The sequence below is a fragment of the Pseudomonas sp. MYb541 genome (assembly GCF_037479595.1).
GTDB classification, from domain to species: domain Bacteria; phylum Pseudomonadota; class Gammaproteobacteria; order Pseudomonadales; family Pseudomonadaceae; genus Aquipseudomonas; species Aquipseudomonas canadensis.
Genome location: NZ_JBBGYS010000003.1, coordinates 181885 through 196862, shown reverse-complemented (window position 1 = coordinate 196862; position 14978 = coordinate 181885). Strand labels below are relative to the sequence as shown.

Annotated in this window: 19 protein-coding genes; 5 read left to right on the top strand and 14 right to left on the bottom strand. The window is 59.0% G+C overall.

Annotated features, from left to right (window positions below):
- The first annotated feature begins 140 nt into the window (after window positions 1–140).
- Complete coding sequence (locus WH299_RS03335; RefSeq protein WP_339549602.1) at window positions 141–491, top strand: toxin; 351 nt, start codon at window positions 141–143, stop codon at window positions 489–491.
- The gene (locus WH299_RS03330) at window positions 481–795 is read left to right on the top strand and encodes a helix-turn-helix domain-containing protein (protein WP_339549600.1); all 315 of its coding nucleotides are present in this window, start codon (window positions 481–483) and stop codon (window positions 793–795) included. Before WH299_RS03335 ends, WH299_RS03330 begins: the two co-directional genes overlap by 11 nt.
- Before the next feature lie 59 nt (window positions 796–854).
- On the opposite strand, the gene WH299_RS03325 is transcribed toward WH299_RS03330, so the two are convergent.
- Entirely contained in the window at window positions 855–1607 is a 753-nt protein-coding gene (locus WH299_RS03325; RefSeq protein WP_016979648.1) for an outer membrane beta-barrel protein, read from the bottom strand.
- 133 nt (window positions 1608–1740) lie between these two features.
- Window positions 1741–2568: an arylamine N-acetyltransferase family protein gene (locus WH299_RS03320; RefSeq protein ID WP_339549599.1), complete on the bottom strand. Its 828-nt coding sequence runs from the start codon at window positions 2566–2568 to the stop codon at window positions 1741–1743.
- Between the two features lie 120 nt (window positions 2569–2688).
- Between WH299_RS03320 and WH299_RS03315 the strand changes: the two genes are divergently transcribed.
- The gene (locus WH299_RS03315; protein WP_016979650.1) at window positions 2689–2925 is read left to right on the top strand and encodes a DUF6555 family protein; all 237 of its coding nucleotides are present in this window, start codon (window positions 2689–2691) and stop codon (window positions 2923–2925) included.
- Between the two features lie 45 nt (window positions 2926–2970).
- Here the strand turns inward: WH299_RS03315 and WH299_RS03310 are convergent, their stop codons facing one another.
- The 3 genes from WH299_RS03310 to WH299_RS03300 form a co-directional block, all read right to left on the bottom strand.
- Entirely contained in the window at window positions 2971–5769 is a 2799-nt protein-coding gene (locus tag WH299_RS03310) for a hypothetical protein (RefSeq protein WP_339549598.1), read from the bottom strand.
- A gap of 324 nt (window positions 5770–6093) precedes the next feature.
- The gene (locus WH299_RS03305; RefSeq protein ID WP_339549596.1) at window positions 6094–6294 is read right to left on the bottom strand and encodes a DUF6021 family protein; all 201 of its coding nucleotides are present in this window, start codon (window positions 6292–6294) and stop codon (window positions 6094–6096) included.
- A gap of 14 nt (window positions 6295–6308) precedes the next feature.
- On the bottom strand, window positions 6309–6485 hold the full coding sequence (locus tag WH299_RS03300) for a hypothetical protein (protein WP_016979666.1): 177 nt from the start codon (window positions 6483–6485) through the stop codon (window positions 6309–6311).
- 113 nt (window positions 6486–6598) lie between these two features.
- Here WH299_RS03300 and WH299_RS03295 point away from each other — a divergent pair, with 113 nt between their 5' ends.
- A complete protein-coding gene (locus WH299_RS03295) occupies window positions 6599–7120 on the top strand; it encodes a DUF3087 domain-containing protein (RefSeq protein ID WP_126570871.1) in 522 nt (173 codons plus the stop codon).
- A gap of 107 nt (window positions 7121–7227) precedes the next feature.
- Here the strand turns inward: WH299_RS03295 and WH299_RS03290 are convergent, their stop codons facing one another.
- Both WH299_RS03290 and WH299_RS03285 read right to left on the bottom strand, forming a co-directional pair.
- The gene (locus WH299_RS03290; protein WP_016979669.1) at window positions 7228–8358 is read right to left on the bottom strand and encodes an MFS transporter; all 1131 of its coding nucleotides are present in this window, start codon (window positions 8356–8358) and stop codon (window positions 7228–7230) included.
- Window positions 8359–8404: 46 nt separating this feature from the next.
- The gene (locus tag WH299_RS03285) at window positions 8405–9769 is read right to left on the bottom strand and encodes an MFS transporter (RefSeq protein ID WP_339549595.1); all 1365 of its coding nucleotides are present in this window, start codon (window positions 9767–9769) and stop codon (window positions 8405–8407) included.
- A gap of 201 nt (window positions 9770–9970) precedes the next feature.
- On the opposite strand from WH299_RS03285, the gene WH299_RS03280 reads away from it, so the two are divergent.
- Window positions 9971–10696, top strand: coding sequence for a carbonic anhydrase (locus WH299_RS03280; RefSeq protein ID WP_122729041.1), 726 nt, complete (start codon window positions 9971–9973; stop codon window positions 10694–10696).
- A 3-nt stretch (window positions 10697–10699) separates the two neighbouring features.
- Here WH299_RS03280 and WH299_RS03275 read toward each other — a convergent pair whose 3' ends face one another.
- The 7 genes from WH299_RS03275 to WH299_RS03245 are packed head-to-tail and all read right to left on the bottom strand — an operon-like array spanning window position 10700 to window position 14522.
- Window positions 10700–11149 (bottom strand): alpha/beta fold hydrolase, encoded by a 450-nt coding sequence (locus tag WH299_RS03275; RefSeq protein WP_339549594.1) that lies wholly within the window; start codon window positions 11147–11149, stop codon window positions 10700–10702.
- Window positions 11142–11891 (bottom strand): DNA-binding domain-containing protein, encoded by a 750-nt coding sequence (locus tag WH299_RS03270; RefSeq protein ID WP_339549592.1) that lies wholly within the window; start codon window positions 11889–11891, stop codon window positions 11142–11144. Before WH299_RS03270 ends, WH299_RS03275 begins: the two co-directional genes overlap by 8 nt.
- On the bottom strand, window positions 11888–12712 hold the full coding sequence (gene bufB / locus WH299_RS03265) for an MNIO family bufferin maturase (protein ID WP_126570869.1): 825 nt from the start codon (window positions 12710–12712) through the stop codon (window positions 11888–11890). The genes WH299_RS03270 and bufB overlap by 4 nt, the downstream gene beginning before the upstream one ends.
- A gap of 54 nt (window positions 12713–12766) precedes the next feature.
- Window positions 12767–13039: a BufA2 family periplasmic bufferin-type metallophore gene (gene bufA2, locus WH299_RS03260; RefSeq protein ID WP_038850270.1), complete on the bottom strand. Its 273-nt coding sequence runs from the start codon at window positions 13037–13039 to the stop codon at window positions 12767–12769.
- A 26-nt stretch (window positions 13040–13065) separates the two neighbouring features.
- Window positions 13066–13827 (bottom strand): alpha/beta fold hydrolase, encoded by a 762-nt coding sequence (locus tag WH299_RS03255; RefSeq protein WP_010209550.1) that lies wholly within the window; start codon window positions 13825–13827, stop codon window positions 13066–13068.
- An 18-nt stretch (window positions 13828–13845) separates the two neighbouring features.
- Entirely contained in the window at window positions 13846–14253 is a 408-nt protein-coding gene (locus WH299_RS03250) for a DoxX family protein (protein ID WP_016979677.1), read from the bottom strand.
- Entirely contained in the window at window positions 14250–14522 is a 273-nt protein-coding gene (locus WH299_RS03245) for a BufA1 family periplasmic bufferin-type metallophore (protein ID WP_010209548.1), read from the bottom strand. The genes WH299_RS03250 and WH299_RS03245 overlap by 4 nt, the downstream gene beginning before the upstream one ends.
- Between the last annotated feature and the right edge of the window lie 456 nt (window positions 14523–14978).

The following is a 14978-nucleotide window of genomic DNA, read 5'->3' as shown; positions in this document are numbered from 1 at the left end:
TCGCCCGCCTGCCTCCCCATCCGGCATCTACCCGATGAAGGCCGCCGTATGGTGTCTGCGTTTTAGGAAAGTTCCCACAGCAGGGTCACTTGACCCTTTGCGAGTGGGCCACCAAACTATACGCAGTCTACGTACAAAACATGGATGCTCTATTTATCGAACTGCCGGCCTTCGGGCGGCATCGCAAGGACTATCTGAGTGACGAGCTTTTCCAGGGTTTTCAACAAGAGTTGATGAAGAACCCGGAAGCAGGAGATGCGATCGAGGGAACAGGCGGACTGCGCAAAGTTCGCTTCATCGATGAGCGACGCAACAAAGGCAAGCGCGGTGGCCTGCGGGTCATTTACTACTGGTGGTCGGGCGGCACGCAATTCTGGCTGTTCACCCTGTACGGCAAGCACGAACAGGATGACCTGACACCACAGCACAAAAAAGCCCTAAAACACATGCTGGACAGGGAAATCAAAGCGAGAACACATCATGAAACGTGAAATATTTTCCGAACTGGTCGAAGGCTTCGACGCCCTGGCAGACGAACGCCAAGGCAAAGTCACCCTGCGGACCCACAAGGTTCACCTTAAAAACCTGGCGTCACTCACCGCTGAGGAAGTGGTCGCCGTGCGCCAACAACTCAACCTCTCCCGGTCGGTGTTCGCCATGTACCTGCGCACCAACACCCGCACCCTGGAAAACTGGGAGCAAGGCCGAGCCAAGCCGAATGCACAGGCTGCCACGCTGATTCGCCTGGTGGCACGTTTTCCTGAGACCGTGGCGCAACTTGCCGCTTTGGGTTGATCTGCAATTGCCTTAAAAAAAACGCCCCGGATATTCGGGGCGTTTTTCGGTACATTGCGTCAGAACGCGATACCGACCTTGAAGCCGTACTCGTTGCGCTTGAGCTTGGTGTTATCGGCCACTTCAGAATCACCGTCGAGTTTGTACTCGGTGCGGGTGTAGTACAGGCCCGCGACCACCGGCAGGTCGCCCTTCTGATTCATCAGCAGGCTGACCTCAGCGTAAGGGTTGGTGCGGTCCTTGAGGTCCACGGTGTCGCTGCCGAAATCATCGACCTTGAGCTTGGTACGGCCGTCGATGGTGCGACGGGCGCCGGCTTCGACACGCAGGGTCATGTCATCGAACTGATGGTTGTAGCCCAGGGCCGCCTTGGCGAACGGCGACTTGTTGGTGAGCTTCACATCGAGGTCATTGATCTCTGGCTCGTAGCGCGTCCAGCTGTAGCCACCGCCGACGATCACGTCGACAAAGTTGCGCGCATCCAGCGCGGCACGCCAGCCGAGGTCAAGGTCGGCCTGGCCTTCCTTGAGTTTGTTGTCGCTCTTTTCGCCGTACTTGGCTTCGATACCGGCCTGGTAGATAAAGCCGGATTCAGCGGTGAGCTTGTTGCCGAAGTTATAGAACAGGCCCGCCTCGGGCATGTGGCTCTTGTCGCTTTCGCTGCCCCCTTCGAATTTGAAATCGTTATAGCTGCCTAGGATCCCGAAGGTGGAAATCGGGTCAGTGGACGGTGCGGCGAACACCGCAGCAGGCGCAGCGACCAACGCCAGCAGCGAGGAACCCTTGAGGAATTTTCCGAATAGCTTGGACATCGTTTTACATCTCCTTGTCTGGTGAGCAAATTATTCAGGAACCGGTTCGAACCCCGGCCGGCGCCAAAGGTTCGAATTAATTTGCGATGATTTGGAGGTAAAACGGTTCAGCGAAGGCTCTATCTCAATACTGTTATGAATTAGCCACTAACAAGCCATCAAGGACTGCCCGCAGCGCCGGCGTTTCCGACACGCGAATCCCGAAGGTTTCAGTCAATATCTGCAACACCTCGTCGGCACTGGCGAAGGTGCGCTTTTCACTCGGCCGGTCCAGGTAGTGAATCGCATAATGGGCGTTGTTCAAGGTATGGCGCTTACCCGCAGCCAAGCGCGCGACTTTCAACTGGCCAATGAAGACCGAATCCGGGTGGGTGGAGACATACCAGTTGCCGATTTCATAATCGATGGCCGCCTGCACCTGCAGATCGAACACATACAGGCCACGCCACTCCTCGACCACTTGCGCCCACAGGGTGTAACTGCCCTGCCCGTCGAAGGTCAACCGATAAGGCTCATGAGCCGTGGCCTGCACCGCCTCGGTGTCCAACAGCAACGGACTGCTGGGCACCATGCCGCCAAAGCCGACATCGGTGATATAGCGCACGCCATCCAACGTCACCAGGCTCAAACGATGAGTCCGCGCCGTGCGCGCATCCGGCGCCCCGCCCATCACCACCCGCCCGGTGATGCCGCGCGCGTCAAAGCCAAGTTCCTGCAACAACGCCAGGAACATCTGGTTCAACTCATAGCAATACCCGCCCCGCCCTTCCAGCAGTACTTTCTGCTCGACGCTCGGCAGGTCGATGGGCACTGGCAGACGCATCAGACTCGACAAATTCTCGAAAGCAAAGGTGCACACATGGCGCAATTGCAGGTCCTGCAGGGTTTGCAGGGTCGGCGCTGGCGGCGAGTCATAGCCCAGGCGTTGCAGATAGAGGCGGCTATGGGTCAACAGTGACATGGCGCAATCCTTGGGCACGGGATGAAGCCGACACTATGCCGCGTCGACGTGCAGATTGTCATTTTGAATGAACCTTTTTGAGCGCTGCCCTATCCATCTATAACAACACAGGGAGGCAACATGAGTACCGCAAAAATCTACACCATCAATTATCAGCTGCACGGCAAACCGAAATCCTTTGTGGTGCGCGCCGAAGTGATGAACAACGCCGAGGCCTGGCACTGGGCGGCGGTGGATGCCGATATCGCCCATGTGAGCCGCGTGGGGCGGGTTGGGCACGAGCAAGTGAAGAAGACGACCCGACCGTGGGCGGAGAAGTTTGGGATTACGGAGGTGACGTGGGTGGCGCCGAAGTGAGGGGGGAAAGCCCCGCTGGGTGAGGCGGGGCTTTTTACCGATCATTCACCCTTGAACCATATAGCCAGATAGGCGGAGCTTCGCGCTTTTTAAGCTATTTAGATCAAGTTTTAGGTTGGTATCTCGACTGAAAATAAGAAGCCAGCTTGCGAATGGACTAAGCCCTGCGTACAAGTCCTTTTCCGAGAAGTCAGAGTCCAGAATTGAGGGTCCCCCACTGACTGAAGTAATTCCGGTGAACGTGATAGCGCGATGCGTGAAAGGCACTGCCAGACCATTTTTTCGATAGATAATCTCTGTACCACAGTGCGTCATATCCCATGGAATGTGCTCCTGCCCGTTAGCCACTTTGGCGCCATCAAGGATCAACTCCATTCCAGTTATACGTACGCCAGCCAACGCCCCCCAGAGAGCTGAGTAGTCGCTTTGTTCTGCCCTGATAGTGAAAGACAGAGCCATTGTTTTCTTAAAGTTTTCCCAGGATACGTTTGATACCAATTTTTGCAAATCCAGTTCAAGCCGGCCGGGAGTTAATTCCCTTCGAGCGTCGTAGCGTTCTTTTGCCGAGACCCAGTCTTCGCCAAGGATTTTTTGGTGCGCAAATGCAATTGTTGCTACATTCAAAGCTGATAACGGTGCATCATCTGGCCTCGCAAAGTGATAGTTAAGCGCTTTTTTTTCAGAGTGAACCATCTGTGCGGCGAGAGCGAGTGTATCGATATAGAGCCTAGTCATCACTCCCATTATGTGCCCTTCGCTCGGATCAACCGTTCCTGTAAGAACAGTGTCAATCACAGCAAGTGAGCGTTGGCTAGCAGCCACTCGCGCTTGCATTTCTATTAATTGAAACAAGATGCCGTTGTAATCGAGAATAGCTTGGTTACGTGCTTCTACGCTTTTGAGAAAGTCATAGCCCGCCTCTTTGTACTCCGCTGCCTCTGGCATTTCCGCGAAGTCTCTGGCCACTCTATCAAAATTTTCTCGCTCCATTGTGAACTGAGGAACCCGCAAGCGATTTTGATCAAGCTGAGTCATGCCTTTTTGAATAGACTCAATACCACTCTTTGTATCAGTTACACCCTTATTAAGATCCTTAAGCCCGGCTGCGAAGACATTCTTGCTATCCCAAAGGGTAGCCAAACTGTCGTTGTTTGCTTTGAAATCATCAAGCAACTGTATCCCCGCTTTTCCGGCAGCCAAAAAACCTGCTCCACCGGTATACACCCCAACAACGATCGTTGATACAGCCGTCAACGTCTTAATCAAGTCGCAGCCTGAGTTCTTCTTATTAATCGCTTTTGTCAGTGAGGCCTCAGCTAAGCGCAACACTTTTTCCGCTGCAGCGACTTTTAGGTCAAGCGCTGGAATTTGGAGAACCAATGAAGTTGCTTCAGCAGTGGCACGTTTGTATTCACGCTCTAAACCGTCGATGGTAAATTTTGCACCCGCCACAACCTTCCGAAGTTCTTCTCGCCTTTGCTCGACGCTTTCATAGGCACTCCAATACCGATTAAATGACTCTTCTATAATAGTTGCCTGCGGGAGAAAGGTTTTCTCCACCAGCCTTGAATATGTATCGAAAGCAAGAAGCGGTGCATGCTCTCTTGAAAACCCAAAGAAATCCAGCCCCACGCTAATTTTCTGGGCCATAGAGTAAGCTCTGGCACAAACTTCAAGCTTTATTCGACTAGGCGTTGGATCGCTGGTACAAACCGACAGTAGAAACTCTATTTTTATGCGTAGCAAATCGGTAACCGCATTACCCGCACACCGATATTCATCCTCTGTCGCACAAGCAAGCAAGTCCAGAATCACCCCATCGAATTTTTTTGCAAAATCAATTTCAGTACATTGTTCAACCTTAAGAACGCCTTCCTTCCCGAGGGGATTAGCTTGCCTAACAGCCAATTCTGCTAGCCGCGTATCACCCTCCGCCCCAACTTGCCCATCATGCCCATAATGGCTAAATTCCTTATAGCAAAAATCGGGATGCGGAGATGTAATCGTCAGTTTTTGGAAAGCAACTCCAGACCGTAAAAGGAGTGATTCCTGAGTGTCTGCCTCGAACACTTCTTCTGATATATAACCCACAAGTTTTGGAGCGCGATCACGAGGTTCGCAATAAATAAATGACAGATCGCCACCTTGCCCACCGGCTCCACCTGAACCCGGGTTTCCTGGGATACCAACCCCACCATGCAAACCATGAGTAACGTCAACTTCGCCTGGCTGGAGGGCTATTTGGTCCAGGCAAACGATGTGAACCATCCCGCCGTCTCCGCCACGACCTCGATAGCCAGGTAAGCCAGCCTTTCCTCCCGGCAAACCAGTTCCTCCAGTTGCACTGGGCGGATATTCATCTCGCCTTCTCACAGTGTCTGATCTCCCTTTAGCACCAGTTCCTCCTTGGCGGCCATGTCCTCCGTCTCTAGGCCGTCCTCCAGCACCTCCACGTGCCGATATAGAAACTTGGCCAATGATCACTCCCGTAGTTATTGACAAAGTGCCAGCACTTACACCATGGCCACCATCGTCGCCGTCAGGGCCATCAGCACCCGCAGTGTGTTGCGCTTCTGGTCGTTGCTCAGCAGGAAAAGTAGGAACACCTGGTAAGCCATCGAGATTGATCTTCCCGCCCTGTTTGAAGATGAGCTCTCGACAGACAAGATTTACATTCTGGCCGTCGGACGAAGCTAGGGTGTCCACAATTATTTGATCTGCAAAAATAGTAGTAGGCTTGCTCTTCGCGAGGGCTTCGCTAAGTACCAATGGACATGCGGAATAAACAAACCGCTCCATTAATGTCTCTCTCACGATTGCCAGCTGATTTTTACCGAGCCCCATATTGTCCTCCTATCAAGTTATGGGATGGCTCTGAATAGGCTAGCAGCTGATTTCAAAATGACACTGCCCACTCAAGTCGCTGGGTAAAAATATTGAAGAACACCCCAAAGGCAAAAAATCAAGATTGGTGGTTACCATTTAGTGGACAGATATCACAGGCGTCAGAAACCGCATATTTTGACTAGGAAAAAATCAACATATACATGAACTTAAATGAGATTGTTCTAGGTGTGTCGCTAAGTTTGAAAAAGTCGAGATTATGAGATCCACAGCTTAGCATTCTGTTCTCGCCTAGACCTTCACTTCAATCCAACAATACGCAACTCAAACCTTCAAGTCGCCCAACGGATCATAAGGCGGCTTTTTTTCATCCTTGTCTTTATTCTCCTTATCCAACGGCGCAATCGCCGGCCCGATAGGATCCACCTGCGGATCCGCCACATCCGGCGAATCCGGGTCAAACCCCAACTCATCCTTGCCACTGGAATGCTCGCCCGAAGCCGGGCCTTTTGGTGTGTTACTCACGGCGTTCTCCTCGTTCAGAGCGGGCGGGCCTTGTCGTGCAGGTTTTCCAGGTCTTCTTCGACGCGTTCCACGTCGTCGTCCTGACGCTCCGCCGGGTCGTTGGGGCGCAACGCATCGTTGTCGCGCTCTTCTTCTCCGGGTGTGCGGTCAGGGTTTGGGGTGCCGGGGGGTGGCTGGTTGTAGTCGGACATGATGGTTCACCTCAAGGGGTCTACACAGGTTTAGAGAAACCGCCGTGCGCCATCGTTCAACTTGTTTGCCCAAGCGTGAGATGATGCCCACCCCTTCTTGAGGCATGAACCGGATGTTCGAGCTCAAACCCTGCGACCCTGTCACCTTCCGTCAACAGACCCGGCGCAGCACCCTGATTGTGGCGGTGCTGTTCGTGGCCCTGGCGATGTTGCTGTCGAGCCTGGCGGTGATGCTGTTTGGCGAGCCTGGCGGGGATAATTTCCGCTTTAATGTCGGCGGGGTATTCGCCGGGGTGCTGATTACGGTGGCGCTGGTGCGCGGTCCGTTCTGGTCTCAGCCGTGGCTGGCGGCGGCGGTGTATGGCTGGCAACTCAAGCGCAACCTGATGAGCGTGACCAATGTGATGCACAAGGTCAGCGAGCGGGTGCAGGCGAATGATCCGACGGCGATCAAGGTGCTGCGCTTTTATCACTTGGGCCTGACGCAGATGCATGAACTGGACGCCAACTCCAGCGCCCAGGTGCAACTGGTCGCTGAGGTCGAAGCGCATAAGGCCAAGATGCAAGCGCTGGGGATCGACCCCGAGCAGACCCGGTTCGACCCCGCTTGGCTCGACGCGTTTAAAAGCGCTTAGGCCAGCACGCCGATGCGTTGCGGTCGAGGTGGTCGGGGGCCGGCAGTCCCTCCTTGTCCAGCACACCTACGAAGTCTTCTTGATGGGACACGCACACCCTCACATCGTCAGTTGGAAATTTTTGCCCGCCAGCAGAACACCGCGCTGACGGCAATCGCCGCACCGGCCAGGCCAAACACCCAGGGCGCCGAGGCGATCGGCAGCAACAAGCCGGCGAGCAAGGGCCCGAGGCCGGCGCCGATATCGCGCCACACGGCGTTCGAGGCCAGCGCCGACACGCGCATGGAACCGGGGTTGCGCTCGGCCACCAATGTCGTCACCAGCGGAAGTTGCAGCGCACGCAGCACCAGCACCGCCGCCGCGCCGACAATCACCCAGTAACTGCCGAATGCGGTCAGGGCCAGGGCACTCAGGAACGAAAACAGCAGCAGCATCGAGGTCGCGCCAAACCGCTGGGCGGCGCGACCGCCCAGCGGGCTCAGGAGCATTTCCGAGACGTACCGCAGCGCCATCAAGCCACCGGCGATCAGCACCGCATCGCCGCCCAGCAGCTTCTGCGCCTGGATCGACAGGCCGAAGATAAACAGGCCGTCCAGCGCCACCCCCTCGATAAACGACCACATCGCCACACTGTCCGGCCACTTGAAGCGCCGCCCCGGCGTGCTGTGCAAATCATGCCCGACCGTAGGCAAGCCACGCGCCATCCATAAGCCCACCAGGCAGCACCCAGCCAGAATCAGAAAGATCGGACGTGGCCCGGCCATCAATGTCAGCCAGCCGCCCAACGGCAACGCCAGCATCGGCCCGAGGGCGATCAGCGCGCGGGAACGCCCGGCCCGGCGTGCGGCACCGGCAGGTTCCGAGGTGGCCAATACTTGAGTCGAAAGGTTCAGCGCAGCAAAACACAGGCCCCACACCAACCGCAGACAGAGCAAGGCGGCGAACCCGGACAGCAACGAGTTGCCCACGGCGCACAGGGTGGCGGCGCCGGCGGCGATCATGCAGGTCAGGCGGTCGCCGTTGCGCGCGTAGAAATTCAGCACATGGCGGTAGCCGAAAATCCGCACCAGGCGGTTGGCCGCCAGCAGCACACCGGCCTGGGCCAGGGTGATGCCGAAGGCCTGGGATTCCATCGGCAGCAGCAGGTAGAGCAACACGTCACTGGGCAGGCATAACGCCAGGGTCAGCGCGGCGCGGCGGGAGTGCGTATCAGCGGTGCGAAGGGCCAGGCTGGACATAAATCTGAAACATCCCGAAATATTCAGGTCGCCACGGTAGCGTTAATCAGCCCTTTTTCCCATAGGGTAACAACCGCAGACCGCTGGCCACGGCCCCGACCAAGGCAAACCCGCAGCCCAGCCATAGCGCATATTGCGGCCCGCTGCCCAGGGACAGGTGAAAACACAAGGCCACCAACGACGCGCCCACCGTCTGCCCCAACAACCGCGAAATCGCCACGATGCCACTGGCCCCGCCGCTGCGGGCCAACGGCGCACTGGTCATCAAGGCCTTGAGGTTGGGCGACTGGAAGAAGCCGAAGCCCGCGCCACACAGCGCCATGCGCCAGCCGATATCCAATGCCGACGCGCCGCTGCCCAGGGTCGCGAGCGCGGCCATGCCCACGCTGAGCATCAACAGGCCGATGCCGCACAGCACGCCCAGGTTCACGCGGTCGGCCAAGCGCCCCGCCACCAGCGCCATCACCGCCACAACAGCGGGCCAGGGTGTCATCAGGAAACCGGTTTCCACCTGGCTATGCCCCAGCACCGCCTGCAACAGGAACGGCAGCGACACAAACGCCAGGCCCTGGGCGCTGAACGCGCAAATAGCAGTGAGGGATGACAAGGCAAACACCGGACGTTTGAACAGGTCCAGCGCCAGCATCGGTGCCGGGTGCCCGGCCTGGCGCCGCAGCAGCAATGCACCGCACAGCAGTGCCACGGCAATCAGTCCCAAGGTCAAGGCGCCCTGGCCGCCGTGCACCGCCGTGCCCAGACCCAACACCAACAAGGCAAACAGCCCCGCGCACAACGCGGCGGCAAGACGGTCGAAGGCATGCCCGGTCATCGGCAGGGTCGGCAACGAGCGCAGGCCCAACGTCAGCGCCAGCAAGCCCAAGGGCACATTGATCAGGTACAGCCAGTGCCAGGTCGCCACCGACAGAATCGCCGACGCAGCGGTCGGCCCCAGGGTAAACGCCAGTCCCACCACCAGCGAGTTGTAACCCAGACCCCGACCGAGCATTTTTGAGGGGTAGATATGCCGCAGCAGCGCCGTGTTCACGCTCATGATCGCCGCCGCGCCCAGCCCCTGCACCACCCGCGCCGCCGTCAGGGTGACCAGCGAGCCGGCCAGCCCGCAAAACAGCGACGAGACAATAAACAACAGCAACCCGCCGAGATACACCCGGCGATGCCCCAGCACATCACTGAGGGACGCAAACGGCAACACCGTGGCGATGATCGCCAACTGGTAGGCATTCACCACCCAGATCACCGAGGCGGAATCGGTGCCAATCCCCTCGGCCAGGGTCGGCAAGGCCGTGTTGACGATGGCCGTGTCCAGGGTCGCCATGCCGATCCCCAGGGAGATCGCAATCACGGCCGGCAGGCGTTTATTGAGGGGCAACCCATCGGCAACAGAAGACATGGACAATCCGCGCAGGTGACAAAGGCGTTTAGATTACGGGTAGAGCGTTTTTTTTTCAGTGGCCGATGGCCTGGCTGTCAGAATTTTCATGTTGACGGCCACGCGATTCCCGACAAAAAAACGGACAGCGCCTACATTTCCCCTCGACCATTCTTTGCACCCTTGGCGTTTCTTCTCTTAACGAACCGGAGAGCGCCGCCCATGCACAAGCAGCCACCCCTGACCCACGACCGTCGACAATTCCTACGCCTTGCTACGGTCGGCGCTGGCGCCCTGATGCTCACGGGCGCGTTACCTGCAGCGCTCGCACACGCCTCGCCGGCACCGAAGGCGGCCAATAACCTCAACCCACAACAAGCCCTGGCCAGGTTGATGGAAGGCAACGGTCGCTATGCCGAAGGCGTCACCAAGCGCCATGAATTCATGAGCGGGCGCGAGGCGTTGGAGGGCGGGCAGAATCCGTTCGTAGCGGTCCTGAGCTGCGCTGATTCACGGATTACTCCGGAATACGCCTTCGATACCGGCCTTGGCGACCTGTTTGCCGTACGGGTGGCGGGTAACTTCGTGACCGACGACGGGCTCGCCAGCCTCGAATACGCGGTGGCGGTGCTTGGCACGCCGTTGATCATGGTGCTCGGGCACGACAGCTGCGGCGCCCTTGCCGCCGGGGTGAAAGCCACCAAGGACAACGCCACGTTCCCCGGCAAGATCCAGGGCCTGGCCGACGCGTTCAAGCCGTCGGTGCGCAAGGTCTTGAAAGCGCCTGGCGATCTGCTTGCGAACGCCATTGCGCAAAATGTCAGCGACACGGTAGCGCGGCTCAAGGCCGAGTCGACGCTGCTGGCGGACGCCCTGGCCGCCGGCAAACTGCACATTGTCGGCGGTATCTACAGGTTGCACAGTGGCCGGGTCGAGCTGATCGACTGACCCTCAACGCCAGTGCCCGGTGCTGGCCATCAACCCCACGGCTTGCGCAAAACCCGCCTGGGGCGCGGTGTTCAGCGTGACCAGCCCGACACAGCGGCTCGGCTTCAACGTCGCGGCCCGCGCAGCGATCCGTGCGCCCTGCTCCGCACCGGCGAACACCGCTTCGGGGATGTGCAGCGCATTCATCAGGTCGAGCACATCCTGGCCAAGCACAGCGTCGTCTGCCGTGCGCAAGTACGGCACGATCACCCGAAAGCCCTGGGCAGCCAGCGGCGCCGTCACCTCGGAGAACGGCCTGACATCTGCCCCCAGCAAAATGATCGCCCGGCCCTCCTCCGGCCCAAACTGTTCATAACGGATCTCCTGGTCATCGGTGCTCACCTGTTGCACCGCCAACGCCGGCGCGGCCATGACCACCGCCGCCAGCAGCAAAAAACCACGACGATCAAACATGACTGACTCCCACTATTAATTCACTGCCCAGCCAACCGGCCAGGTATTCCCCTGCCTGCATCACACCCGCTTCTTCCCCCAGGCGCTGCACCAGGAACTCACACAGCCCGGCGAAACTGCCGTCGGCCTGCAGCTGTTGCACGGCCAGTAGCTCCAGCGCATCCACCTGGCGTAAACGCGACGTCAACTGCCGACGCCACACCAGCAAGCCACCCGCCTGTTCCAGCATCACCGCTTCCGGCGCGGGCGCTTCCTGCCACAGCGCCGACCAGATGGCCTCGGCATTGGTGGTCAGGGCGTGGCAGCGCAACGACGGCGTCAGTTGCAACACGGCCGTGTCCCAATCCAGCTCGGCCACGACCTCCAGGGCCAACGGCTGCGCGTCAGCGGCGACAAAAGCCTCATTCAGGGCTGACTCGATCCAGGCGAGTTCATGCACATCCGGGTTGCGTGGGAACACCTCCTTCAAGGTGGCGTAGAAGCCCTCCGGATAAGCGTCCAGCGTCCAGCCGTGGGGTGGATGGTTGTCAATATGGGTGATGCTCGCCGCCAGAAAGGCCTCCTCTCCAACCCAACGGCGCAGGTTGGGAAACGCCTGCTCCAGGCACCCGACCAACTGCGCGCGGTAGTTGTTCTGGTACACCGCCAGGCCGGCGTGATGATTGCCCAGCGACTGCGCGGATTCATCCGAGGCACTCACCAACCAGCGGCGAAAGGTGTGCTGTAGCTGCGCCAGGTTCATCGTTGCGCTCCCAACGTGCGGGCCATGGCCAATTCCTGGAGCAGCTCGGCAAGTGGCGGGATCTCATCGTCGCGCTCGATCATGGTCGCCACCGGGCCCAGCCGGCTCATGGCCTCGGCGTACAGCTCCCAGACGCCGCTGCACACCGGGCTGTCATGGCTGTCGATCAAGATGTCACGGCCTTGACTGTGACCGGCCAGGTGCACCTGGCGCACACGTTCGGCGGGAATCCCCTTGAGAAACGCCAGGGCGTCGAAACCGTGATTGCTGGCACTGACGAACACATTGTTGACGTCCAGCAGCAACTCGCAGCCGGTACGCTGGGCCATGGCCGCAATAAATTCCCACTCGGTCATGGAAGCGCCTTCGAACGCCAGGTAACTCGAGGGGTTCTCTAACAACATCGTGCGGCCCAGCACGTCCTGGGCCTGATGGATGTTGGCGCAGACCCGGTCCAGGGCTTCATGGGTGTAGGGCACTGGCAACAAGTCATGGGAGTTGAAGTCACCGCTGCGCGACCAACTCAGGTGGTCGGACACAAACAGCGGTTCAATCTCGTCTACCAGCGCCTTGAGGCGCTTCAAGTAATCCCCGTCCAGCCCTTCAGCGGTGCCGATGGACATGGACACGCCGTGCAGCGCCACCGGATACCGTTCGCGCACCTGACGTAAAATGTGCCGGGGCTGGCCGCCCGCGACCATAAAGTTTTCGGAGATCACTTCGACAAAATCCACAGGCACCGAAGTCTCCAGGAAGTCGCAGTAATGCTCCTTGCGCAGCCCCAGGCCGTAGCCTGAAAAGTGAGGGTTGGATGTCGACATGGCGGATCTCCGCAAAGAATAAGTGGCGAGCCAGCAAGGGGCCCGCCGGGTGGATTACTTCGGTTCAGTCAGTGTGCCGCCAGCCTTGAGGCACTCGGACGGGGTCTTGACGATCACGCCTTCGCCTTTGCAGCTATTGAGGCCCTTGCAGTCGTTCTTGGCGGTGGCACACAGGCTGGTGCCTTTGCAGGTGTTGACGCCGTAGCAGCGGCCGGGTTTTTCCGGTTGGTCGGCGGCGCTGGCAGCGGTGGCGAACGAAGCAGACGCCATGGCGATCAGGGCAGCAGCGGCAGCGAGGCTCAGGCGGGATTTGAGTGCAGTGTTCATGGGTGTTTCTCCGGGGTTGGGGTGAGTTACTTGATTACGGAAGCAGCGTCTTCGATGACTTTCGCCACAGCCTCAGGCTGGGAGATGTACACCGAGTGGCTGGCCTTGATTTCGGTAACCTTGGAACCGGCGCGCTTGTACATCCAACGCTGCAGGTCCGGGCTCAGGGCACGGTCTTCGGTGGAGACCACGGCGTAGGTCGGTTTTTTGTGCCAGGCCGCAGCCCACACGGTGCCGCCGAACAAGGCGGTGGTCGCCGGCACTTGGGAGGCGGCCATGAAGTCGGTGCGGTTGGTGGTCAGGTCGGCTGCAAAGTCGGCGTTGAACTTGGTGCGGTCGAAGAACAGATGACCGTCGCGGCTGGCCTTGATGTCATCGCTGGGCGCCGGCATCGAGCCGATCAACTGGGCCATGTTCTCGCCCACTTCTGGCTGCAGCGCCGAGACGTAGACCAGCGACTTGACCTTGTCACGGTCACCGGCAATCGAGATCACCCCGCCACCGGAGCTGTGGCCCACCAGCACCACCGGGCCGACTTGCTGTTCCAGCACTTCACGCGCCTCGGCCACATCGGCGGCCAGGCTTTCGTGGCCCTGGTGCACCACGGTGACCTTGTAGCCTTTGTGAATCAGGATGTCGTGCACCACACGCCAGCCGGAACCGTCGACAAACGAACCGGGCACGATCACCACGCTTTTACCGGTGCCGGGTTGTGGGGCATCCGCCGCCTGGGCCAACATCGGAACGGTCAGGGCCATGGCAATAGCCAGTGAAGAAAGCATACGCATTGGAAATCTCCATCAAAGTTAAGAACGTTTGCCTGAGATCAGGCGGTCCAGCGACCAGGCCCCACCGCCGTACGCCAGCAGCGGCAACAACAGGCCCGCCCAGGTCAGGTGCACCGGCCACGCTGCGGGGTACACAAACACCTCGATCACCAGGGTCATGCCCAACAGCGCAGCCGCGGCCGGACGGGTCAGCAGGCCGAGCACCAGCAATAGCGGGAACAGGTGCTCGGCGTAAGTCGCCAGGTGCGCAGCCCAATCAGGCGGAATCAGCGGCAAGGCGTATTCCGAACGGAACAGCGTGTAGGTCGACGGCTTGAGTTCAAGAAAACCCGTGACCTTGGTGCGCCCCGACAAGAAGAACACCGCCGCGATCGCCACCCGCGCCACCAGCAACAGCAGGGCTTCGGGGAGCAGGCGCTGGATCACGGTTGCTCCGTCAGGCTGCCAAAGCCTTTAGGGGTCTTGATCTGGGTGCAGGTGCCTTTGTCCACCAGCACCCAGGCGTTGCCCTGGTAATCGGTGGTGGAGGTGGCGGCGCACGAAGTGCCAGCGCCTGCGGCGCAATCGTTGGCACCGGCCAGGGCCACGCCGAAGCATTTTTCCTGGGGCTTGGGTTCATCGGCATGGGCCACGGCCGCGAAGGCGCTGAGGGACAGGGCGAGAGTTGCCGCGAGGGCTGCGTAAGGACGCTTCATGGGGTGAGTCTCCTGGCTTGACTGAGTGTGGCCAGGGCGCCTTGGGGTCGGTGACCGCCTGCGCCAGCTGGTGAACAGAGTTAAAGCCAGGCGTGTATCCGGTCTGTGTCGCGAACGCGATAGAACGTCATTCGGGTGTATCAGGAGGGTGCGGGGATACAGTTCGATACACAGTCAATAAAACAGTGCCAAAACCCTAGCGTTTTATTCGGCATCCAGAACGACACAATTAGAAATATTCGCCTTTCCGATGGACAAGTCACTGCTGATCGCCGATGAATCCAAGGCGCTCAAACGCTATCGCCTGCTGGAAACCACCCGCGCCTACGCCTTGGCCTGTCGCCGGAAACCCGGCTGGCGCTGTACGGCCCGGAAATCAACACCATCCGCGCGGCGCTCGACTGGGCGCGGTTGCAGGAGCCTAAGTTGCGCATCGCCTCCCTGCCCCGCTTCCAG

Bases quoted from the DNA above. Each gene is read 5' to 3' on its own strand.
- WH299_RS03325 (WP_016979648.1), bottom strand. From the start codon at position 1,607: ATGTCCAAGCTATTCGGAAAATTCCTCAAGGGTTCCTCGCTGCTGGCG.
- WH299_RS03245 (WP_010209548.1), bottom strand. From the start codon at position 14,522: ATGAAGCGTCCTTACGCAGCCCTCGCGGCAACTCTCGCCCTGTCCCTC.
- bufA2 (WP_038850270.1), bottom strand. From the start codon at position 13,039: ATGAACACTGCACTCAAATCCCGCCTGAGCCTCGCTGCCGCTGCTGCC.
- WH299_RS03315 (WP_016979650.1), top strand. From the start codon at position 2,689: ATGAGTACCGCAAAAATCTACACCATCAATTATCAGCTGCACGGCAAA.
- WH299_RS03295 (WP_126570871.1), top strand. From the start codon at position 6,599: ATGTTCGAGCTCAAACCCTGCGACCCTGTCACCTTCCGTCAACAGACC.
- WH299_RS03310 (WP_339549598.1), bottom strand. From the start codon at position 5,769: ATGGGGCTCGGTAAAAATCAGCTGGCAATCGTGAGAGAGACATTAATG.
- WH299_RS03285 (WP_339549595.1), bottom strand. From the start codon at position 9,769: ATGTCTTCTGTTGCCGATGGGTTGCCCCTCAATAAACGCCTGCCGGCC.
- WH299_RS03270 (WP_339549592.1), bottom strand. From the start codon at position 11,891: ATGAACCTGGCGCAGCTACAGCACACCTTTCGCCGCTGGTTGGTGAGT.
- bufB (WP_126570869.1), bottom strand. From the start codon at position 12,712: ATGTCGACATCCAACCCTCACTTTTCAGGCTACGGCCTGGGGCTGCGC.
- WH299_RS03290 (WP_016979669.1), bottom strand. From the start codon at position 8,358: ATGTCCAGCCTGGCCCTTCGCACCGCTGATACGCACTCCCGCCGCGCC.
- WH299_RS03280 (WP_122729041.1), top strand. From the start codon at position 9,971: ATGCACAAGCAGCCACCCCTGACCCACGACCGTCGACAATTCCTACGC.
- WH299_RS03320 (WP_339549599.1), bottom strand. From the start codon at position 2,568: ATGTCACTGTTGACCCATAGCCGCCTCTATCTGCAACGCCTGGGCTAT.
- WH299_RS03330 (WP_339549600.1), top strand. From the start codon at position 481: ATGAAACGTGAAATATTTTCCGAACTGGTCGAAGGCTTCGACGCCCTG.
- WH299_RS03255 (WP_010209550.1), bottom strand. From the start codon at position 13,827: ATGCGTATGCTTTCTTCACTGGCTATTGCCATGGCCCTGACCGTTCCG.
- WH299_RS03275 (WP_339549594.1), bottom strand. From the start codon at position 11,149: ATGTTTGATCGTCGTGGTTTTTTGCTGCTGGCGGCGGTGGTCATGGCC.
- WH299_RS03335 (WP_339549602.1), top strand. From the start codon at position 141: ATGGATGCTCTATTTATCGAACTGCCGGCCTTCGGGCGGCATCGCAAG.
- WH299_RS03300 (WP_016979666.1), bottom strand. From the start codon at position 6,485: ATGTCCGACTACAACCAGCCACCCCCCGGCACCCCAAACCCTGACCGC.